This is a genomic window from Sulfitobacter sp. CB2047, assembly GCF_000735125.2.
Taxonomy (GTDB): domain Bacteria; phylum Pseudomonadota; class Alphaproteobacteria; order Rhodobacterales; family Rhodobacteraceae; genus Sulfitobacter; species Sulfitobacter pontiacus.
In genome coordinates, this window is the sequence record NZ_CP072613.1 from 1,053,017 (window position 1) to 1,073,427 (window position 20,411).

Sequence of the window (20,411 nt, forward strand, 5' to 3'; positions counted from 1 at the left end):
GCACATGCCAAACCTCAAGGACCTAAAAAACCGGATCGCGTCGGTCAAATCGACCCGCAAGATCACGAAAGCCATGCAAATGGTTGCCGCGGCGAAGCTTCGCCGCGCGCAGGAAGCTGCCGAGCAGTCCCGCCCCTACACAGAGCGTTTTAACGCTGTGATGTCGCGGTTGGCTGCATCGGTAGGTGGGTCTGACACCGCCCCCAAGCTGCTGAGCGGCACGGGGTCGGATCAGGTTCACCTGTTGGTTGTCATGACCGCTGAACGTGGCCTGTGCGGTGGCTTTAACGCCAACATCGCCAAGCTTGCCAAAGCCCATGCCCGTGGCCTTATCGCCAAGGGTAAGGAGGTCAAGATTTTGACCGTTGGCAAGAAAGGCCGCGACAGCATCCGTCGTGACTTTGGCGACCTTTTGGTCGGTCACGTTGACCTCAGCGACGTCAAGCGCCTTGGCTATGCCGATGCGCAGGGGATCGCCAAGGACGTACTTGGCCGTTTTGACGCGGGTGAATATGACATCGCCACGATCTTCTATGCGAAGTTCGTGAACGTCGTCAGCCAGATCCCGACGGCACAGCAGATCATCCCGGCGACCTTCGAAGAGACCGAAGGCGCGGACGAGGCGACGACACTGTTCGACTACGAGCCCAGCGAAGAGGCCATCCTGGCCGACCTGCTGCCGCGCGGCGTTGCAACGGCGATCTTCTCGGCTCTGCTGGAAAACGCGGCCTCTGAACAGGGTGCCCGGATGTCGGCAATGGACAACGCTACACGGAACGCCGGTGACATGATCGAAGATCTGACCATCGAGTATAACCGTTCGCGTCAGGCCGTCATCACCAACGAGCTGATCGAAATCATTTCCGGCGCGGAAGCGCTGTAGGACAAATCGGAGAAACGACATGGCAAATGCAGTCGGCAAAATCACACAAGTCATCGGCGCCGTCGTCGATGTGCAGTTCGAGGATCACCTGCCAGAGATCCTCAACGCTGTTGTAACTGAAAACCACGGCAAGAAACTGATCCTCGAAGTGGCTCAGCACCTTGGCGAAAACACCGTGCGTACCATCGCGATGGACGCGACCGAAGGTCTCGTTCGCGGCCAGCGCGTCGAAGACACAGGCGCGCCAATCTCGATCCCAGTGGGCAACGCCACATTGGGCCGCATCATGAACGTTGTTGGCGAAGCCATCGACGAAAAAGGCGACATCCAATCGGCCGAGCGTCGCTCGATCCACGCGGACGCGCCCGAATTCGCGGAACAGTCGACCACTTCCGAAGTGCTGGAAACAGGTATCAAGGTTATCGACCTTTTGGCACCTTACGCCAAGGGTGGTAAAATCGGTCTGTTCGGTGGTGCCGGTGTTGGTAAAACCGTTCTGATCATGGAACTGATCAACAACATCGCCAAAGTGCACTCCGGTTATTCGGTTTTCGCGGGCGTTGGTGAACGTACCCGTGAAGGGAACGACCTGTACCACGAGATGATCGAATCCAACGTTATTAACCCCGATGATCTGGAAAAATCACAGGTTGCGCTGGTGTACGGCCAGATGAACGAGCCTCCCGGAGCGCGTATGCGTGTTGCTCTGACCGGTCTGACACTGGCCGAACAGTTCCGCGACCAATCCGGTACCGACGTTCTGTTCTTCGTCGACAACATCTTCCGCTTTACCCAAGCCGGTTCCGAGGTTTCGGCTCTGCTGGGTCGTATTCCTTCGGCCGTGGGCTACCAGCCAACACTGGCGACCGACATGGGTGCGATGCAAGAACGTATTACATCGACCAAATCCGGTTCGATTACATCGGTTCAGGCCGTTTACGTTCCTGCGGATGACCTTACCGACCCTGCGCCCGCGACATCCTTTGCGCACCTTGACGCGACAACCGTTCTGGACCGTTCGATCTCGGAAAAGGGTATCTACCCTGCTGTTGATCCGCTCGGCTCCACATCGCGTCTGATGGACCCATCCATCGTTGGCGAAGAGCACTACAACGTGGCACGTGACGTTCAGGGTATCCTGCAACGCTACAAGTCGCTGCAGGACATCATCGCGATTCTCGGCATGGACGAACTGTCGGAAGACGACAAACTGACCGTTGCCCGTGCGCGTAAGATCGAACGCTTCCTGAGCCAGCCTTTCGACGTTGCGAAAGTGTTCACCGGCTCCGACGGTAAGCAGGTTCCACTGGAAGAGACAATCACCTCCTTCAAGGCGGTTGTTGCCGGTGAATACGATCACCTGCCCGAAGGTGCCTTCTACATGGTTGGCGGCATCGAAGAAGTGAAAGCGAAAGCTGAAAAAATGGCGGCAGACGCCGCTTAAGGAGCGCTGAAAATGGCAGACACAATGCAATTCGACCTCGTTTCGCCCGAGCGGCGGCTGGCCTCGATGCAGGTGACGGCCGTTCAGATTCCGGGTGCGGACGGGGACATGACAGCAATGCCTGATCATGCCCCCACCATCACCACGCTGCGCCCCGGTGTGCTGCGTGTTGAAGGCCCGGAAGGCACTGCTGAGTATGTGGTAACCGGCGGCTTTGCCGAGATTTCTTCCGAAGGCGTATCGGTTCTGGCCGAACGCGCGGTGTCCAAGGGTGATATGACCCAAGAGCATCTGGACGAAATGATCGCCGAAGCCAAAGCCATGTACACGACGGCAAAAGAGGGTTTCGTGAATGAACCTGGCCCCGTAGACGACGCAGCCAAGCTGCTGTCCGACATGGTCGCCATGGGGGACGAAATCGGCTTGTCGAGCAAGCAACCCAGCCTCTGACGTTTCCTTGCCCGTTTTGATGAAAAGGCCCTGCATCCGCGGGGCCTTTTCTATTTGTTAACCTTAACTTATGGTTGTCGGATTGTAGGGGTAGGACAGGTTGGGGCAGGCCATCACCATGAAAAGAATGAACGCAAGCAGCGTTGGTATCGATAGCGGAGAAACGGTGTTGTTCTCCGATTTTCAGGATGGTGGCGAGATGTGGACGGGGAAGGGCCAGCGCGAGCGGCGCAACCATATCACCTTCTCCACGCCGTACCGCGATATCCCCACGGTACACGCCTCGCTTGCGCTGTGGGACGTGGATAACGCCACGGTCATGCGCGCGGATTTGCGATCAGAGAATGTTACGAAAGAGGGATTTGAACTGGTGTTCCGCACCTGGGGCGATACGCGTATCGCGCGCGTCAGGGCGTCTTGGATGGCCATCGGGCCGTTGCCGCAGCAAGACGACTGGGAGCTTTAAGCAGCGCCCCCAGCCGTTGTTTCAGGGGCGCTTAGCCGGGTTTGTACATGCCGTCGTAGATCGGCTCTAGCGTGTCGGCGTCGAACAGGGACGAGACCGAGGTGCCGTTCCAGATGTTCAGGATCGCCTGCGCAAAGATCGGCGCTGTGGGCACGATCCGGATGTTTGTAGCTTGCTTGACGGCGGGCGTCGGCGCGATGCTGTCCGTGATGACCAGCGATTTCATCACCGAATTGCTAACGCGTTCGACCGCAGGGCCGGACATAACGCCGTGGCTGATGTAGGAGTGGACTTCCTTCGCGCCGTTTTCCATCAGCACTTCGGCCGCTTTGCACAGGGTGCCGGCGGTGTCACAGATGTCGTCCACGATCAGGCAGACTTTGTCGGTCACATCGCCGATCACGGTCATCTCTGCAATCTCGCCGGGCTTTTCGCGGCGCTTGTCCACGATGGCGAGGGGGGAGTTGATGCGCTTGGCCAGTTCGCGTGCGCGGGCCACGCCGCCCACATCCGGAGAGATGACCATCAGCTCGTCCATGCGGCCCTTGAATTCGTTCTGGATGTCCAGCGCAAAAACGGGGGAGGCATAGAGGTTGTCGACAGGGATATCGAAGAAACCCTGGATCTGTGCGGCGTGCAGGTCCATCGTCAGGATACGCTCAATGCCGCTGCCGACCATCATATTCGCGACCATCTTGGCGGTGATTGGCGTGCGTGCCTTGGTGCGGCGGTCCTGACGGGCATAGCCGAAATAGGGCAGAACAGCCGTGACACGCGCCGCAGAGGACCGGCGCAGCGCGTCGGCCATGACCAGCAGTTCCATCAGGTTGTCATTGGCGGGGTTCGACGTTGGCTGGATGATGAACATATCCTCGCCGCGGACGTTCTCGTAAACCTCCACAAAGATTTCGCCGTCATTGAACCGTTCGACCCGTGCGTCGACCAGCCCTACGTTGACCCCCCGATGCAGCGACATCCGCCGTGCGATGGCTTTGGCCAACGGCATGTTCGCGTTACCTGAGATCAGTTTGGGTTCGGTGGTTTGAGCCATGTGCAAAGGGTCCCTGGATGCAGAACATGTGACAGAATCGTGACGTTGACACCGCTTAGCATGGCCTTACGGTCTGGCAAAGCTGCACAGCCCTGATCGGAGACCCAAATGCCCCATATCGACTATTTTTTTGCGACACTTTCACCATATGCCTATCTGGCGGGAAACCGGCTTGAGGAAATCGCCGCCAAACACGGGGCGACGATCACCTATAAACCTTTCGATCTGATTACCGCTTTCGGGCGCACGGGCGGGCAGCCTCCAAAAGATCGACATCCGTCGCGGCAAGAGTATCGCGCGATTGAACTGCCGCGTCAGGCCAAGAAGCTGGGGATGCCGTTCAACCTCAAACCCGCGCATTGGCCCACCAACGGCGCGCCGTCTTCTTACGCCATTATCGCAGCGCAGAACGAAGGCGGCGACGTAGGCAAGCTGTGCCAGCTGATCATGAAAGCCGTCTGGGCCGAGGAACGCGATATTGCCGAAGATGCGGTCGTGCGCGACTGTCTTGAAAAAGCGGGTTTTGATCCCGCGCTGGCCGACAAAGGCTTGCTGCAGGGGGCTGATACCTACGCGCGCAATCTGGAAGAGGCGGTCGAAAAGGGCGTCTTTGGCGCGCCATTCTATATTCTGGACGACAGCCACAAGTTCTGGGGCCAGGACCGGCTTGAAGACCTTGACCTCGTGGTGGCAGGTAAACTGTGAGTTCAGGTTTATATACACGGCAATTCGGGCATGGCCCACGACACGCGCTGGCTGTTCACTGCACGCTTGCCCATTCCGGCGCGTGGCGCGGCGTGGGCGAGGCGTTGGCGGATGAGCTGACATTGCTCTGTCCCGATCTGCCCTCCCATGGTAAATCCGCTGATTGGGACGGGCTGGGGGATATCCATGCCCGGGCGACCGATCTGGTGCGGGAACTGGTGACCGAACCGATTGATATTATCGGCCATTCTTTTGGCGCGACGATCGGCTTGCGAATTGCCATCGAGAACCCCGAACTGGTGCGCAGCCTGACGATGATCGAACCGGTCTATTTCGCGGCGGCTCTGGCTGACGATCCGGAACGGGTCGCGGCCGCGGATCGCAACTCCGACGGGTTCGATGCGGCTTTTGATGCGGGCGACCGGATGGAGGCTGCGCGCATCTTCAACACCGGCTGGGGCGACGGCAGCGGATGGGAACAGACTCCGGAAAAGCTGCGCCAGTATATGGCTGACCGTATCCATTATGTGCCCGCTAGCCAGCCGTTTTTGCGGGACGACAATGCCGGATTGCTAGAACCGGGCAAGTTTGCCCGCGCCGCGATGCCGGTGCTGTTGATGGACGGGGGCACATCGGCGGATATGGTAGATGCGATCAGCACGTCCATCGCCCGCCGTTTGCCGAACGTGACACGCAAGGCGATCGAGGGGGCGGGGCACATGGCTCCGATCACGCACCCGCAGGCCGTCGCCGCTGAAATTCGCAGCTTTCTCGAAACGGTATAGCCGTCAGAAATACGATAGGAACTGGTCGATCGCCTCTGCGCCGATTGACCAGTCACAGACCAGCCGCGCCGATAAAGGCTCATTCGGGTCGTCGCCCTCTAACGGGCCATCCATGACATAGTATTTCGCCCCCGCATCATGCAGCTTCTGGTGGATGCGGCGGGGCCATTTGGCAAAGATCATATTGGCGTCGGGTTTATGCAGCAGCGTTGCCCCTGCGGCGCGCAAACCCTCGGCCAGATGGCGCGCGTTGTCATTGGCCAAGGCGGCGGTCGTCTTCCACAAATCATCCTGCATATAGCCCGCCATCTGCGCAGACAGGAACCGGTGCTTGGAAAACAGATGCGCCCCGCGTTTGCGCCGCAACTCGAACTCCCAAGCCTTGGAGGGGTCGAAGAAGATCACCGCCTCGACACCCATGCAACCGTTCTTGGTGCCGCCAAAGCTGACGACATCGACACCCGCTTTCCACGTCATCTCTGCCGGGGTGCAGCCCAGGGCAACCAGCGCATTGGCAAAGCGCGCCCCGTCCAGATGCACCGGCAGGTCATAGCTTTTGGCAACAGCGGTGAGGGCGTTCAACTCTTCCAGCGAATGAACCGAGCCCCGTTCGGTCACCTGCGTGATCGACACCGGCCCGCGCTGCGCGCCATGTACATTGCCCTCGGGGTGTTTCTCGATCGCCTTTGTCAGCGCCTCGGGTGTCATCTTGTCGTCGGTTTCAACCACAGTCAGCTTGGCGGCACCGGCATAGAACTCGGGCGCATTACATTCGTCTTCGTGGATATGCGAGGTGACGGAGCAAAAGATCGTCTGCCATGGCTGGGTGTAGCACGCCAGCGCGAGCGCATTGGCCGCGGTGCCGGTTGCGACCAGATAGACCGCGGCCTCTGGTGCCTCGAACGCGGTGCGGATCGCGTCGCGGACTTCTTCCATGATGGGATCATTGCCATAGGGCATCGCGTGTCCGGTGTTTGCCTGTGCCAGACGGTTCATGATCTGGGGGTGAACAGGGCCCGCGTTGTCAGAGGCAAAAAACATCAGGTTGGCTCCTCGATGATGTGGTCTTCCCATTCCTCGAACGGGGTGTCGAATTCCGAGACGGTGTTATGCTGCACCGAGATTCCCGCGCGGTGCACGCTATCAGGGTCACCGCTGATCAGCGGGTGCCAGTCATACAGCGGCTTGCCCTGCCACAGCAGCCGATAGGCGCAGGTCAGTGGCATCCAATAGGCGTGGGTATCCAGATTGTCGGGCTTCAGAACGATGCAGTCGGGCACGAATTGGTGCCGGTTCTCGTAGTGGCTGCACCGGCAGGTCGCATCATCCAGCAGGCGGCAGGCCACGCGGGTCAGGGCGACTTCTTCGGTGTCTTCGTCTTCAAGCTTGTTCAGGCAGCATTTTCCGCAACCGTCACACAGCGCTTCCCATTCGTCTTGCGACATCTTGGTCAGCGGCTTCTTTTCCCAGAACCGTTTGGCAAGACCTTTGGCGGCAATCGGATCGGTCATAGCGCGGCCAGAATGCTGCGGGCCTGTGCGCTGTCGGCGTCCATCTGGGTGATCAGGGCGTCAAGACTGTCAAATTTTTCCTCGCCGCGCAGGTGGTCGACCAGCGCGACAGAGACATGCTTGCCGTAGAGATCGCCTTTGAAGTCGAAGATGAATGTCTCGAGGTTGGCCTTGTTCTCGCCGAACATCGGGCGCACGCCAAGGCTGGCAACGCCGTGGTAGCGCCCTGCCTGCGGCCCTTCAAGCACATCGACAAGCACCGCATAGACACCAAAGGCTGGAGGGTGCAGCCCGTCGATCGACATATTCGCCGTCGGGTAGCCCAGTTCGCGCCCGCGCTTTTCACCGTGCAGGATCGGGCCTTCAACGCGGTGCCAATGGCCCAGCATCGCGGCGGCGTCGCGGGGGCGTGCCTCTGTCAGCGCGTTGCGGATCGCGGTCGAGGACACGGTATCAGGCCCCTTCGCCATCAGCGGCGCGATGGTCACGCCGAACCCCATCTCGGCACCGAAGGCCTGCAGCTGTTCAGCGGTGCCCGCGCGCGCCTTGCCAAAGCGGAAGTCCGCACCCACGACCACATGGCGCAGGCCCAGCCCATCAACGATCACCTCCTGCGCAAAGGCGCGGGGGCTGAGGCCGGAAAGGGCGGCATCGAACCCCAGCTCATACAGCTTGTCGACGCCGATCTTTTGCAACTGGTGCGCGCGCGCCTCTGCGCCCATCAGACGGAAGGGCGGGGCGTCGGGGGCGAAATATTCGCGGGGGTGTGGCTCGAATGTGACCACGCCCAAGGGCGCGTCGGGCAGGGCGGCACGGGCCATATCGATGACCGACCGATGCCCCAGATGCACCCCGTCGAAATTGCCAATAGCGGCGGTTGCCCCCTGATCGGAAGCGGATACAAATTGATAGTCGCGAATGATTTCCATGCGCTTGGTGGTAGCCCCCTCTGCCGGTGCTGACAAGCAGCGGGGCGGGTCACGGTGCCGAAAAACCGCAGCGTCCCGGGACGGGCGCTGGCGGGAGGGCTATCGTCAGTCGAACTTGCGCGACGGGGCCAGAACGGTTGCTTCGCCAATCAGGACCTTTTTGCCGTCAATCGCACAGTGGCAATCCAGTTTCACACGGCGCTTGTCGAATTCGATATTGGTGACCTTCACCTCGGCATAGACCAGATCGCCGGGGCGCACGGGGGCCAGAAACTTGAGAGACTGCGCCATGTAGACGGTGCCATGCCCCGGCAACTGCTCTCCGATCACGGCAGAGATCAGGCCCGCAGTCAGCATGCCGTGGGCGATCCGCCCTTCAAAGATGGTGTCCTGCGCATAGGCGTCGTCCAGATGTACCGGATTGCGATCAGTGGACACTTGCGCGAACATCTCGATGTCTTCGTCGGTGATGACCTTGCGCAGATAGCGCGTCATGCCGATTTCGATATCTTCAATACAGATCGTTCCACGGGGCAGATTATCCAACATGCCAGCCCTTTCAGTAATAAAGTGACGCCAGTTTTATTCGGTGTGAAACTTAATTGCTTTGCAGGCGCAGAAACGCAAGGAAAAAGTAGGTCAGCGTAGGTGCCCAATTGTGTAGGTCGGAGCGGATGTTTCCTTTTCCAGATAACGGATTAGCGCCTCGGGTTCGGGCTGGGTCTGCGTTTCGGTTTCCCGCGCGGCCAGACCGCCAGAGATGAAAAGCGAATCGATATCCTCGCCCATGGCCCCTTTGACATCAGTATGGATGCCGTCGCCGATGGCGAGAATGCCATTGTCGGTGATATCCTTGTCCAATGCGTAGAGCTTGCGGCGGGCCAGGTCATAAATCGGCGGGTGCGGCTTGCCGAAATACAGGCTTTCCCCGCCCATCTCGGTATAAAGCGCCGCGACAGCACCGGCGCACCATTCGCGCACATCGCCACGGTCCACCACTATATCAGGGTTCGCGCAAAGCAGCTTGAGCCCCTTTTGCTTGGCATAAAGCAGTTGCGGGCGCAGCACTGAGGGGGCCTCGGACGGATCGAAAGGGCCGGTGCAGACGATGCCTTCGGCGTCTTCCAGATCAACGCGCTGGATATCGACGGGATCATCAAGCACGTCGCTGGGATCGAAGAAGTGTTTGTCCATGGGCGGGCCGAGGTGCCAGACCTGCGTGCCCACCATGCCGCGATACATCGCCGTGCGCGCAGAATCGCCCGAGGTGGCAATGTCGTCCCACGCATCATCCGGTACGCCGAAATGCGCCAGTTGTTTGATCACGCCGTCGCGGGGGCGGGGGGAGTTTGTGACCAGCACCACCTTGCCGCCGCCGTTGCGATAGGCTTGCAGCGCGGTGACCGCATCCGGCAGCGCCTTGACCCCGTCGTGGACGCAGCCCCAAAGGTCGACGAACAAGGCGTCATAGCGGTCAGAGATTTCGAAAAGGTTATTGATAATCTGGGTCATGGGCCGCTTTCCAATCTGCAAGAGCTTTGCACCGCAGAAAGCACACATCCCCCCGCGGGGCAACTGGGCAGCGCAACAGGCCCGCGCCGTGATGCGTGTCAGAGCCGCGCCAACCCGTCCGCGATTTCGCCCGCGATGGCGGCGGCATCCACCCCCTCACGTTCCGCAGAGACGCGCAGCCCCAGCACATCGGACTGGTAGCGCCGCGCCAGACTGCGCGGATCGTGATCGGTGCTGATGTCACCCGCGGCTTGGGCTTGGGAAAACAGCTCTGCGAACATCTGCTCCATCTTCAGCAGATGGGCGTTTGCCTTTTGCGCCAGCGGATGACGGTGGGCTTGCAGTTCAAGCAGGGTTTTCGAGAGCATGCAGGCTTTGGCCGGTGCGGTGTCATTCGAAATCACCATGCGGGGAAATTTTTGTAGCGCGGGCAGGGGGCCTTCGTTACGGGCAAGCGTCTTCATCCGCTCTGACCCGTCAGCGGCGTAGCGATCCAGCGCCAGTTCGAACAGCGCATCCTTTGACCCGAAAGCTGCATAAAAGCTGCCCGGCTTCATCTTGAGGCTCGCCTCCAGGTCCTTCAGCGACGTACCCGCCCAACCGCGTTGCCAGAACAGATCGCGGGCGCGTTCGATCAGATCTTCACGGTCATAGCTGGGTTTGCGGGGCATGGGATCACCTTTTCTTGAATGATTGCTCAATTATATACTTGAGTGATCGCTCAATAAACCCTAAATGTACTTTAGCGAAACATTTACAGGAGCTTTTCCATGTCCTTCCCATCCCACGATCTTGATACCGCACCCGAAGCCTCCAAGCCGCTGCTTGAGCAGTCGCAAAAGGCCTTTGGCCGTCTGCCCGGTTTGCACAAGGTTCTGGCCGAAAGCCCACAGGCTTACGAAGGCTATCAGGTGCTGCACAAGCTGTTCACCGAAACCGATTTTGATGCGGAAGAGCTAACTGTGGTCTGGCAGGCGATCAACGTCGAGAACGAATGCCACTACTGCGTCCCCGCGCACACAGGTATCGCCAAGATGATGAAGGTATCGGACGAAATCTCCGACGCGCTACGCAACGAAACCGCGCTGCCGACACCCAAGCTGGAAGCGCTGCGCACCTTTACCGTCCAGATGTTCCGCCAGCGTGGCAACGTGTCTGACGATCAGATGAAAGCGTTCTTCGACGCGGGCTATGGCCACCGTGCGGTGCTGGATGTGATCCTTGGGATGGCGCAGAAAACCATCTCCAACTACGTGAACCACGTCGCGCAGACGCCCGTCGACGACGTATTCAAGCCGCTGGCATGGGAACGCGGCGATACCCCTTTGAAGGTATAAGCCCCTCGCGCTTCGGCGCGGCGCTGAAATGACAAAAGCCCCCCTGATCTCAGGGGGGCTTTTGCGTTTGTGCCCCCGCCAAGCAGGGAGCCAGATAGGTCCGTTTAGACTTTGATGTTCGGGATGATCTGCTTTTTACGGCTCATCACACCGGGCAGGACAACGCTGTCACCGGTGACGGTCGCGCCAAAGCTTTTCTCTGCCACAGACTTGGTAAAGTCGTTGGGGATCAGCATGGTGGCTTCTTCGTTCAGGATGTCGACAACGAAGAGCAACACCTGATCGGCCCCGTCTTCTGTGGCAACGCCGGGCATTGCGGCCATCAGCGCGTCTTTACGGTTCAGCACGGCTGCGGGCGATGTGGTTTCCAGAACGGAGACGCGGAATTTCTTGCCGTCGACTTCGTATTCTTTCGAATCCATGCGCAGCAGCTCTGCTTCGGAGAAGGACGAGACGTCGGATTTCGCCGCAAACATCTGGGCCGCATATTCAGCGATGTCGACACCCAGATCCTTGGCCAGCGCGTGGGCGATGGCGGTGTCTTCTTGCGTTGTGGTCGGGCTGCGGAATTCCAGCGTGTCGGACAGGATACAGGTCAGCATCGCGCCTTTGATATTGGTGGGCATCTGCGCCATGTCATCACCGATCATCTTGTACATGATCGTCGCGGTGCAGGCGAGCGTCTCCATCACGATGTTGACGGGGCCTTTGGTTTCAAGCCCGCCCACCAGACGGTGGTGGTCGATGATGGCGGTGATGTCCGCGTCATTGATGCTGGCGGGCAGCTCGGCAGGGTTGTTGGTGTCAACGATCACAACGGGCTGGTCGGCCTGCACGTCGTCGATGATCTGCGGCTTGTCCAGCTTCCAGTGGTCCAGCATGAACCGCGCTTCGGTGTTGGGCTCGCCCAGCAGGGCGGGGGCGGCGTCGACGCCTTTGATTTCATTCAGGTACCATGCCCAGATGATCGGGCTGCCGGTGCTGTCTGTGTCGGGGGATTTATGGCCAAAAACAAGCGTTGTCATAGGAATGTCCTGCAGTGGGAGAGTGTTGATTTGCGCGCCTTATATGGTTGGTTGGCGCAGTTGTCACCACCTGCCTGATAGCCGCGGCTTTGGGGTTCTCAGCAACGGGGCAAAGCTGGTAGCACTGCACCCATGACAAACCCGCGCGAAACCGACCTTTACCCGCCGATCAAATCCTTTCTCGAGGATCAGGGCTATGTCGTGAAGTCAGAGGTGGGGGCTGCCGATGTCGTGGCCGTTCGCGGGGCAGAGCCGCCGGTGGTGGTAGAGCTGAAGCTGGGCTTTAGCCTCGCGCTGTTTCATCAATGTATCGCGCGTCTGTCGGTCAGCGATGATGTCTACCTGGCGGTCGCCCGTCAGCCGGGCAAACGTTTTGCCAAGGCGGTCAAGGATAACACGGCACTGGCGCGGCGTTTGGGGTTGGGGTTGATCACCGTGCGGCTGAAGGATGGTCTGGTCGAGGTGCATTGCGACCCGGGCCCCTATGCGCCGCGCAAAAGCGCCAAGCGGCAGGCGCGGCTGCTGCGCGAATTCGCACGGCGTCAGGGCGACCCGAATGACGGCGGGCAGACGCGGGCAGGGCTGGTCACCGCCTATCGGCAGGATGCGCTGAAGCTCGCGATGTATCTGTTCGAGGCAGGGGCGAGCAAAGGTGCCCATGTCGCGCGCGAAACCCAGGTTCAGCGGGCAACCGCCATGATGCGCGACAATCACTACGGATGGTTTGAAAAGATCGAGACAGGCATATACGGCCTGACCCCGACAGGTGCCGAAGCCGTTTCCGCCGCGGGGCGGGTGCTTGGGTCGGACTAGCCTGCTCGGGCCACGGTGCAAGTTGGCTAAAATTTTTCAAATTACCGTGGTTGACTAGGGCCGTGCACATCCTTAGCTATCCCTCGTTAGCACTCGGCAGGGCTGAGTGCTAATGGCTGCACCCCTCGACCGGAGGGGCGGCTTGGGAGAATAACTTTGAGCCTTAAGGAGCTGAAAGATGGCATTTAAACCGCTGCATGACCGTGTGCTGGTGCGCCGCACCGAAAGCGAAGAAAAAACCAAGGGTGGCTTGATCATCCCTGATTCCGCAAAAGAAAAACCCTCCGAGGGTGAAGTTGTTTCTTGTGGCGAAGGCGCGCGCAAGGACAGCGGTGAGCTGATCGCAATGGCTGTAAAAGCCGGCGACAAGGTTCTGTTCGGCAAATGGTCCGGCACAGAAGTCACCCTGGACGGCGAAGAACTGCTGATGATGAAAGAAAGCGACATCATGGGGATCCTGTCCTGAGCTCAGGCAGACCGGGGCCTAGCGCCTCACCCAAGATACGCTGACATCAACCCAAGATTTTAGGAGAGACACTATGTCTGCTAAGGACGTAAAATTCGGGACCGACGCCCGTAACAAGATGCTTAAGGGTGTGAACATCCTTGCCGATGCCGTCAAAGTCACACTGGGCCCCAAAGGCCGTAACGTTGTGCTGGACAAATCCTTTGGCGCGCCTCGCATCACCAAAGACGGTGTATCCGTAGCGAAAGAAATCGAACTGGAAGACAAGTTCGAAAACATGGGCGCACAGATGGTCAAGGAAGTTGCTTCCCGGACCAACGACGAAGCGGGTGACGGTACAACAACCGCAACCGTTCTGGCTCAAGCCATCGTTAAAGAAGGCATGAAATCGGTTGCCGCTGGCATGAACCCGATGGACCTGAAGCGCGGCATCGACATGGCGACCACCACTGTCGTCGAAGCGATCAAAGCAGCAGCGCGCCCTGTCAACGACAGCGACGAAGTTGCCCAAGTCGGCACCATCTCTGCAAACGGCGAGAAAGAAATCGGCCGTCAGATCGCGGACGCGATGCAGAAAGTCGGCAACGAAGGTGTGATCACCGTCGAAGAGAACAAAGGTCTGGAAACAGAGACCGATGTTGTTGAAGGCATGCAGTTCGACCGCGGTTACCTGTCCCCTTACTTCGTCACCAACTCCGACAAGATGACTGTCGAGCTGGAAGACGCGATCATCCTGCTGCACGAGAAAAAACTGTCCTCGCTGCAGCCAATGGTTCCCCTGCTTGAGCAAGTGATCCAGTCGCAAAAACCACTGCTGATCATCTCCGAAGATGTTGAAGGCGAAGCGCTGGCAACTCTGGTTGTCAACAAACTGCGCGGCGGCCTGAAAATCGCAGCGGTCAAAGCACCTGGTTTCGGCGATCGCCGCAAAGCCATGCTGCAAGACCTTGCGATCCTGACAGGCGGTCAAGTGATCTCCGAAGATCTGGGCATGAAACTCGAGTCCGTTACAATGGACATGCTGGGTTCGGCCAAGAAAGTCACCATCACCAAAGACGAAACAACAATCGTTGACGGCGCTGGCGAGAAGGCAGAGATCGAAGCACGTGTGGCTCAGATCCGTAACCAGATCGAAGAAACCACATCCGACTACGACAAAGAAAAGCTGCAAGAACGCGTTGCCAAACTGGCAGGCGGTGTTGCCGTGATCCGCGTTGGCGGCATGTCCGAAGTTGAAGTGAAAGAGCGCAAAGACCGCGTTGATGATGCCCTGAACGCGACACGTGCCGCTGTTCAAGAAGGTATCGTTGTTGGTGGTGGTGTTGCACTGGTTCAAGCGGGCAAAAAGCTCGAAGGGCTGACAGGCGACAACGCAGACCAGAACGTTGGTATCGGCATCGTCCGCAAAGCGCTCGAAGCGCCTCTGCGTCAGATCGCTGAAAACGCTGGTGTTGACGGTTCCGTAGTGGCCGGCAAAATCCGCGAAAGCGACGACCTGAAGTTCGGCTTCAACGCTCAGACCGAAGAATATGGCGACATGTTCAAATTCGGTGTCATCGACCCTGCCAAAGTTGTGCGTACAGCGCTGCAAGACGCGGCATCCGTTGCTGGTCTGCTGATCACAACCGAAGCCATGGTTGCCGACAAACCGTCGAAAGACGGCGGCGCAGCCGGCGGCATGCCCGACATGGGCGGCATGGGCGGCATGGGCGGCATGATGTAAATCACGCCGCGGGGGCGATCACGCCCTTGTGCTGACAGAATGAAGGGGCGCATCACCAGATGCGCCCCTTTTTCGTGGTACGTCGCGCGTTGGTAGCCTAAGCAGTCGCCATGCGTATTTTCTTGCTCACTGCCCTTGTGATGGTCGCCTTCGCGGCCAACTCTGTCCTGACCCGCTTTGCCATTGCGGGCGGGCATATTGATCCCACCGGATTTGCCGTGGTGCGGGTGTTGTCAGGGGCGGTGCTCTTGGCGCTGCTGGTCGTGCTGCGCGGCGGGCGGGTGCCCTTGCTGCGACGTCAACAGGGGCTGGGGGCGGTCACGCTGGCCATCTATATCATCGGTTTCTCGCTCGCCTATCTCACTCTGGACGCAGGGTTGGGCGCGCTGATCCTGTTCGGTGTGGTCCAGATCGCCATGTTCGCCCATGGTGCGCTGTTCGGCGTGACACCGACACCGCGCAAGCTGTTAGGGGCGGGGGTGGCCTTTGCAGGATTGGTGCTGGTGCTCTGGCCGTCGCAAGGCGTGGCGGTTGACCCATTGGGCGCCGTATTGATGATCGCCGCAGGGCTCGGCTGGGCCGCCTATACGATCATTGGCCGCGGTGCGTCTGACCCGCTGGCAGGCAGCGCGGGGAACTTTGTGATCTGCACGCCCTTGGTCGCTATCCTGCTTCTGGTGCAGCCGACATTCTACACCCCCACGGGCATTGCTCTTGGCGTGGTCTGCGGGGCCGTCACCTCGGGCCTCGGATACGCGCTGTGGTATGCGGTACTGCCAAGGCTGGCGCAGGCGACGGCGGCGGTGGTGCAACTGTCGGTGCCGGTCATCGCGATCCTTGCCGGTGCGCTTTTGCTGGCAGAGCCTTTGGGCGCAAAGGTGATCATTGCCACTGCGCTGGTGCTTGGCGGAATCGGGCTGGCGGTCAGCGCACGATCGGCTCCAGCGGGTCGTAGCTGATCGGGCCGTTGCCAAAGGCGACCTGCGCCAGACTGTCCGGCTTGACCCGCAGACCGCGCATCTCGTCGGGGGTGACCCAGCGGCGGTCGGTCACGATCCTTTCGGCGTCCTGCCACGCGGGGTCCACATCGGCAGAGCCGGTCACCGTGCAGCGAAAGTAGATATCCACCTGATGGAAATCCCCCTCGGGGTCGTGGAATTCATTTACCAGACAGGGTACCCCCACGGCGATCTGCAGGCCGGTTTCCTCAAACACCTCGCGGATCAGATTGTCGGGCAGGGCGCTGCCGCGTTCTACCCCGCCACCGGGCGCGCACATCAGGTCGCTTTTGCCATCGGGATAGGCGTTGACCAGCAGCAAGCGGCCTTCATGGACCAACACGGCACGAACCGCCAAACGCGGGCTATTTTCCGCCATCTTACCCTCAATCTCGCGGCGCATGCGTCAAAGCATTTCACATGCGGCGTTTTCAGTCTATTTGACCCTAGCTATGAAAACACTGGTCACAATCATTTTCTCGCTTGGCGTGCTGTCGGGCATGGCACAGGCGCAAGCGTCGCTTTCCACAGCCGGAAACGGGCGCTGCGTGGTGCTGTTGCACGGGCTCGCCCGAACAGAGACCTCCTTTGCCGTGATGGAGGCCGCGCTCGAGACCGAGGGCTACACCGTGGTGCGCCCCGGTTACCCGTCAACCACCGCCCCCGTCGAAGAGCTGACCCGCCGCACCTTGCCCGACGCAGTCGCGGCATGCGGGACGCAAAAGGTGGATTTTGTGACCCATTCCATGGGCGGTATCCTTCTGCGGCAATGGGTTGCCGAAACGGGCGATGCGCGTATCGGCCGCGTCGTCATGCTGGCCCCGCCCAATCACGGCAGCGAGGTCGTGGACACGCTGGGTGATCTTGCCGCCTTTGATTGGATGAATGGTCCCGCAGGGGCGCAGATGGGGACGGGTGAAAACTCCCTTCCGCTGCGGTTGCCTCCGGTTACCTTTGATCTGGGCGTGATCGCGGGCACGCAATCGCTGAACCCCTATTTCTCGTCGCTGCTGCCGGGGCGCGATGATGGCAAAGTGTCCGTCCAATCCGCGCGGGTCGACGGGATGCGCGATTTTCTGATGCTGCCGGTGACGCATACGTTCATGATGTTGAACCCGACGGTGATTGCGCAGACGATGACCTATCTGGACACAGGGAAATTCGACCGGTCGCTGGGGTTCGTGGACGCGGTGCTGGATTCAATCGGCTGCCCCGATGGGGCCTGCTTGCCGGGACAAAAGGCTAACGATGCTGAACGTTGAATTTACGGGGGCGCACGTCCTGGGCGCGGATGTACTTGAGCCCCGCCCGCTGGCGGTTGCGCAGGGGCTGATTACCGATGTGGCGCAAACCACGCGCGTTGATCTTGACGGTTACATGATCGTGCCGGGGATCGTCGATGTGCATGGGGACGGGTTCGAACGGCACCTCGCCCCCCGTCGCGGTGCGATGAAAACCATGCAAGAGGGTCTGGTCGCCGCCGAGGCAGAGCTGGCCGCCAATGGCATCACCACCGCCGTGCTGGCGCAGTTCATCAGCTGGGAAGGCGGCTTGCGCGGCTATGAATTTGCCGAACAGGTCTTTGGCGCGATCCAGCAGGTGTCGGATACGTTGGTTACGGACTTGCGCGGACAGCTCCGGCTCGAGACGCATCTGCTGGACCTCTACGCCGATCTGCCGCAGCGCATGCAGGACTGGGGGCTGTCCTATGTCGTGTTCAACGACCATCTGCCGCACGACCGGCTGGCGAAAGGGCAGGTGCCCAAACGCATGGTAGGGCAAGCGCTGAAGGCAGGGCGCAACCCGGACGACCATCTGCGGATGATGCAAGACCTGCACGTCCAAAGCGCCGATGTCCCCGGCGCGCTGGACTGGCTGTGCAAGGTGCTGGCGGCGCGGGGCATCCAGATGGGCAGCCATGATGATACCACCGCCGAAGGGCGCGCCCTATGGCGCAAGCGTGGCGTGCGCGTCGCCGAGTTTCCCGAGACGCAGGAGGCAGCCGAAGCCGCAGCGGCGGCGGGGGATCATGTGGTGCTGGGGTCGCCCAATGTGGTGCGCGGCGGGTCGCACAACGGCAATGTTTCCGCGCTTGACCTGATTTCGATGGGGATCGGCGGGGCGCTTGCCTCTGACTACCATTACCCGTCGCCACGACGCGCGGCCTTCATGCTGGCGGATCGTGGCGTATTGCCCTTGGCGCAGGCGTGGCACTTGGTATCGGCAGGGCCCGCGACGGTGCTGGGGCTGTCGGATCGGGGTGTGATCGCCACCGGAAAGCGGGCTGATCTACTGGTGCTCGATGCGCAGACGCGCCGTGTGGCCCTGACGATGTCGGGCGGGCGCGTCAGCTATATGTCCGGTGAGATTGCCGCGCGGTTCCTTCGCTAGGCCCGCGCGGATAGTGCCCTAGCTGGGCCGTTTGACGATGTTCACATGGCCCATCTTACGGCCCGGTTTGACTTCGGCCTTGCCGTACAGATGCAGCGCTGTGTCGCGCTGTTTCGCCAGCTCGGGCACGCGGTCCATATCGTCGCCGATCAAGTTCTCCATCACCACATCTGCATAGCGGCTGCCGTCGCCCAAGGGCCATCCCGCCACGGCACGGATGTGCTGTTCGAACTGGTCCACCGCACAGCCGTTCTGCGTCCAATGACCCGAGTTATGCACCCGTGGCGCGATCTCGTTCACGATGAAACCTTGCGGCGTGACGAAAAGCTCGACCCCCAGTACGCCGACATAATCCAGCGCATTCAGGATCTTGGCGGCCAGCAGGACCGCATCCATGCGCTGTGCGGCGCTTAGCCGGGCAGGGACGGTGGTGGTGTGCAGGATGCCATCGCGGTGCACATTCTCACCGGGATCGAAACAGGCAACCTCGCCCGAGGGGCTGCGCGCGGCGATCACGGACACTTCGGCGGTGAAGTTCACAAAGCCTTCCAGGACCGCAGGATTGCCAGCCATATCCGCCAAGGCCCCCGCCGCATCATCCGCACTGCGCAGACGCGACTGGCCCTTGCCGTCATAGCCGAAGCGACGGGTTTTCAGGATCGACGGCGCGCCAATGGTTGTCATGGCAGCCTCCAGATCGGCGGCATTGGCGATATCGGCAAAGGGGGCGACAGTCAGGCCCAAACCTTCGAGGAACTGTTTCTCCACCAGACGGTCCTGACTGGTGCGCAGCGCCTCGCGGTTGGGACGGATGGGGGTGATGTTTTCGATCACATCCAGCGCATCTGTCGGGATGTTTTCAAACTCGAAGGTGACAATATCAACCGATTTGGCAAAGGCGGTCAGCGCGTCGACGTCATCATAGCCAGCGGTGGTCAGCGCATGGGCGACATCACCTGCAGGCGGGTTGGCACCGGGTTCAAAGACATGCGTGCGAAACCCCAGACGTGCGGCGGCAACGGCCAGCATGCGCCCCAATTGCCCGCCGCCCAAAATCCCGATGGTGGCCCCTGTCTTCAATGCTTCAGTCATCCGAAGGCTCCTCTGGGATGGAGGCGCTAAGCGCATCGCGCCAAGCGTCAAGACGGGCGGCAAGGGCAGGGTCTTGGAGGGCCAGAATGCCCGCCGCCATCAATGCGGCATTCGCAGCACCTGCCGCACCGATCGCCATCGTCGCGACCGGAAAGCCCCGGGGCATCTGCACGATAGAATAAAGCGAATCCACACCCGACAGCGCCTTGGTCTGCACCGGCACGCCGATCACCGGCACGCGGGTCTTGGACGCCATCATGCCGGGCAAATGCGCAGCACCGCCCGCACCGGCGATGATCACCTGCAGGCCACGGTCGGCGGCGGTTTTCCCATAGCTCCACAACCGGTCGGGGGTGCGGTGTGCCGATACGATCTTGGCCTCGTAAGCGATACCAAGTTCATCCAGCAGCGTCGCTGCCTCGCGCATCGTGGCCCAATCGGACTGCGAGCCCATGATGATGCCGACAGGTGGATTTTCCATGAAAAAGGGCCTTTGCTAGAGCGTATAAGAAGCGCGCACTATAGCCATGATCGCCCGCGTGGCAATCCGCTGGCGGGCGCTGTCAGGCGGTAATATCGGGGGTAAGCCGGTCTTCGATCTGGGCAATCAGGTCTTTCAGGCGCAGCTTGCGTTTTTTCAGCCGCTGCAGCGTCAGTTGATCGCCCGTCCCCTTGTCGACCAGCGCCTGAATGGCATCGTCCAGATCGCGATGCTCGCGGCGAAACACCTCAAGCTCGACACGCAGGACATCGTCATTCTTCATCGACAGGTCGGAGGGAGGATTCATAGGTTTGGCTGATTCTTGCTATATCTAGGCCTGCGAATATAG

The 20,411-nt window shown here is 60.2% G+C and carries 25 protein-coding genes; 13 read left to right on the forward strand and 12 right to left on the reverse strand.

Annotated features, from left to right (window positions below; translation table 11 throughout):
• Positions 1 to 4 precede the first annotated feature (4 nt).
• The 4 genes from IV89_RS05120 (at position 5) to IV89_RS05135 (ending at position 3,243) form a co-directional block, all read left to right on the forward strand.
• A complete protein-coding gene (locus IV89_RS05120) occupies positions 5 to 883 on the forward strand; it encodes a F0F1 ATP synthase subunit gamma (protein WP_005849572.1) in 879 nt (292 codons plus the stop codon).
• A gap of 19 nt (positions 884 to 902) precedes the next feature.
• A complete protein-coding gene (gene atpD, locus IV89_RS05125) occupies positions 903 to 2,327 on the forward strand; it encodes a F0F1 ATP synthase subunit beta (protein WP_005849570.1) in 1,425 nt (474 codons plus the stop codon).
• Positions 2,328 to 2,339: 12 nt separating this feature from the next.
• Complete coding sequence (locus IV89_RS05130; protein WP_005849569.1) at positions 2,340 to 2,777, forward strand: F0F1 ATP synthase subunit epsilon; 438 nt, start codon at positions 2,340 to 2,342, stop codon at positions 2,775 to 2,777.
• 127 nt (positions 2,778 to 2,904) lie between these two features.
• Entirely contained in the window at positions 2,905 to 3,243 is a 339-nt protein-coding gene (locus IV89_RS05135) for an H-type lectin domain-containing protein (RefSeq protein ID WP_081858800.1), read from the forward strand.
• 31 nt (positions 3,244 to 3,274) lie between these two features.
• On the opposite strand, the gene IV89_RS05140 is transcribed toward IV89_RS05135, so the two are convergent.
• Entirely contained in the window at positions 3,275 to 4,294 is a 1,020-nt protein-coding gene (locus IV89_RS05140; RefSeq protein ID WP_005849565.1) for a ribose-phosphate pyrophosphokinase, read from the reverse strand.
• Positions 4,295 to 4,402: 108 nt separating this feature from the next.
• Between IV89_RS05140 and IV89_RS05145 the strand changes: the two genes are divergently transcribed.
• The gene (locus IV89_RS05145; protein WP_037944765.1) at positions 4,403 to 4,999 is read left to right on the forward strand and encodes a 2-hydroxychromene-2-carboxylate isomerase; all 597 of its coding nucleotides are present in this window, start codon (positions 4,403 to 4,405) and stop codon (positions 4,997 to 4,999) included.
• Complete coding sequence (locus IV89_RS05150; RefSeq protein WP_037944764.1) at positions 4,996 to 5,784, forward strand: alpha/beta hydrolase; 789 nt, start codon at positions 4,996 to 4,998, stop codon at positions 5,782 to 5,784. The genes IV89_RS05145 and IV89_RS05150 overlap by 4 nt, the downstream gene beginning before the upstream one ends.
• Before the next feature lie 3 nt (positions 5,785 to 5,787).
• Here IV89_RS05150 and IV89_RS05155 read toward each other — a convergent pair whose 3' ends face one another.
• From IV89_RS05155 to IV89_RS05180, 6 genes are all read right to left on the reverse strand, one after another.
• A complete protein-coding gene (locus IV89_RS05155; protein WP_037944763.1) occupies positions 5,788 to 6,825 on the reverse strand; it encodes a beta-eliminating lyase-related protein in 1,038 nt (345 codons plus the stop codon).
• Positions 6,825 to 7,295 (reverse strand): YcgN family cysteine cluster protein, encoded by a 471-nt coding sequence (locus IV89_RS05160; protein ID WP_037944761.1) that lies wholly within the window; start codon positions 7,293 to 7,295, stop codon positions 6,825 to 6,827. Before IV89_RS05160 ends, IV89_RS05155 begins: the two co-directional genes overlap by 1 nt.
• Positions 7,292 to 8,224 carry a bifunctional riboflavin kinase/FAD synthetase gene (locus IV89_RS05165; RefSeq protein ID WP_037944760.1) on the reverse strand — a complete coding sequence of 311 codons (933 nt, stop codon included), beginning with the start codon at positions 8,222 to 8,224 and terminating at the stop codon, positions 7,292 to 7,294. The genes IV89_RS05160 and IV89_RS05165 overlap by 4 nt, the downstream gene beginning before the upstream one ends.
• A gap of 105 nt (positions 8,225 to 8,329) precedes the next feature.
• The gene (locus IV89_RS05170) at positions 8,330 to 8,773 is read right to left on the reverse strand and encodes a MaoC family dehydratase (protein WP_005849555.1); all 444 of its coding nucleotides are present in this window, start codon (positions 8,771 to 8,773) and stop codon (positions 8,330 to 8,332) included.
• Positions 8,774 to 8,863: 90 nt separating this feature from the next.
• Positions 8,864 to 9,736 (reverse strand): TIGR01459 family HAD-type hydrolase, encoded by an 873-nt coding sequence (locus IV89_RS05175; protein WP_037944759.1) that lies wholly within the window; start codon positions 9,734 to 9,736, stop codon positions 8,864 to 8,866.
• 98 nt (positions 9,737 to 9,834) lie between these two features.
• Positions 9,835 to 10,407: a TetR/AcrR family transcriptional regulator gene (locus IV89_RS05180; RefSeq protein WP_037944757.1), complete on the reverse strand. Its 573-nt coding sequence runs from the start codon at positions 10,405 to 10,407 to the stop codon at positions 9,835 to 9,837.
• 99 nt (positions 10,408 to 10,506) lie between these two features.
• Here IV89_RS05180 and IV89_RS05185 point away from each other — a divergent pair, with 99 nt between their 5' ends.
• The gene (locus tag IV89_RS05185) at positions 10,507 to 11,073 is read left to right on the forward strand and encodes a carboxymuconolactone decarboxylase family protein (protein WP_005849548.1); all 567 of its coding nucleotides are present in this window, start codon (positions 10,507 to 10,509) and stop codon (positions 11,071 to 11,073) included.
• Between the two features lie 104 nt (positions 11,074 to 11,177).
• On the opposite strand, the gene IV89_RS05190 is transcribed toward IV89_RS05185, so the two are convergent.
• Positions 11,178 to 12,098 (reverse strand): manganese-dependent inorganic pyrophosphatase, encoded by a 921-nt coding sequence (locus IV89_RS05190; RefSeq protein ID WP_037944756.1) that lies wholly within the window; start codon positions 12,096 to 12,098, stop codon positions 11,178 to 11,180.
• A gap of 132 nt (positions 12,099 to 12,230) precedes the next feature.
• Here IV89_RS05190 and IV89_RS05195 point away from each other — a divergent pair, with 132 nt between their 5' ends.
• The 4 genes from IV89_RS05195 (at position 12,231) to IV89_RS05210 (ending at position 16,059) form a co-directional block, all read left to right on the forward strand.
• Complete coding sequence (locus tag IV89_RS05195; protein ID WP_037944755.1) at positions 12,231 to 12,911, forward strand: DUF2161 family putative PD-(D/E)XK-type phosphodiesterase; 681 nt, start codon at positions 12,231 to 12,233, stop codon at positions 12,909 to 12,911.
• Positions 12,912 to 13,089: 178 nt separating this feature from the next.
• A complete protein-coding gene (locus IV89_RS05200) occupies positions 13,090 to 13,377 on the forward strand; it encodes a co-chaperone GroES (protein WP_005849542.1) in 288 nt (95 codons plus the stop codon).
• Between the two features lie 73 nt (positions 13,378 to 13,450).
• Complete coding sequence (gene groL / locus IV89_RS05205) at positions 13,451 to 15,100, forward strand: chaperonin GroEL (RefSeq protein ID WP_005849541.1); 1,650 nt, start codon at positions 13,451 to 13,453, stop codon at positions 15,098 to 15,100.
• A 110-nt stretch (positions 15,101 to 15,210) separates the two neighbouring features.
• On the forward strand, positions 15,211 to 16,059 hold the full coding sequence (locus IV89_RS05210; RefSeq protein WP_037944754.1) for a DMT family transporter: 849 nt from the start codon (positions 15,211 to 15,213) through the stop codon (positions 16,057 to 16,059).
• On the opposite strand, the gene IV89_RS05215 is transcribed toward IV89_RS05210, so the two are convergent.
• Positions 16,025 to 16,501, reverse strand: a complete 477-nt coding sequence (locus IV89_RS05215; protein ID WP_081858799.1) for an NUDIX hydrolase — start codon at positions 16,499 to 16,501, stop codon at positions 16,025 to 16,027. The two genes, IV89_RS05210 and IV89_RS05215, sit on opposite strands and share 35 nt — an antisense overlap.
• Positions 16,502 to 16,550: 49 nt before the next feature.
• Between IV89_RS05215 and IV89_RS05220 the strand changes: the two genes are divergently transcribed.
• Both IV89_RS05220 and IV89_RS05225 read left to right on the forward strand, forming a co-directional pair.
• Complete coding sequence (locus IV89_RS05220) at positions 16,551 to 17,360, forward strand: alpha/beta fold hydrolase (RefSeq protein ID WP_037944752.1); 810 nt, start codon at positions 16,551 to 16,553, stop codon at positions 17,358 to 17,360.
• On the forward strand, positions 17,347 to 18,489 hold the full coding sequence (locus tag IV89_RS05225) for an alpha-D-ribose 1-methylphosphonate 5-triphosphate diphosphatase (protein WP_037944751.1): 1,143 nt from the start codon (positions 17,347 to 17,349) through the stop codon (positions 18,487 to 18,489). Before IV89_RS05220 ends, IV89_RS05225 begins: the two co-directional genes overlap by 14 nt.
• Positions 18,490 to 18,507: 18 nt before the next feature.
• Here IV89_RS05225 and IV89_RS05230 read toward each other — a convergent pair whose 3' ends face one another.
• From IV89_RS05230 to IV89_RS05240, 3 genes are all read right to left on the reverse strand, one after another.
• Positions 18,508 to 19,581 carry a 5-(carboxyamino)imidazole ribonucleotide synthase gene (locus IV89_RS05230; protein WP_037944750.1) on the reverse strand — a complete coding sequence of 358 codons (1,074 nt, stop codon included), beginning with the start codon at positions 19,579 to 19,581 and terminating at the stop codon, positions 18,508 to 18,510.
• Positions 19,574 to 20,062, reverse strand: a complete 489-nt coding sequence (purE, locus tag IV89_RS05235) for a 5-(carboxyamino)imidazole ribonucleotide mutase (RefSeq protein WP_180828016.1) — start codon at positions 20,060 to 20,062, stop codon at positions 19,574 to 19,576. Before purE ends, IV89_RS05230 begins: the two co-directional genes overlap by 8 nt.
• Positions 20,063 to 20,144: 82 nt before the next feature.
• Entirely contained in the window at positions 20,145 to 20,369 is a 225-nt protein-coding gene (locus IV89_RS05240; RefSeq protein WP_005849528.1) for a DUF465 domain-containing protein, read from the reverse strand.
• Between the last annotated feature and the right edge of the window lie 42 nt (positions 20,370 to 20,411).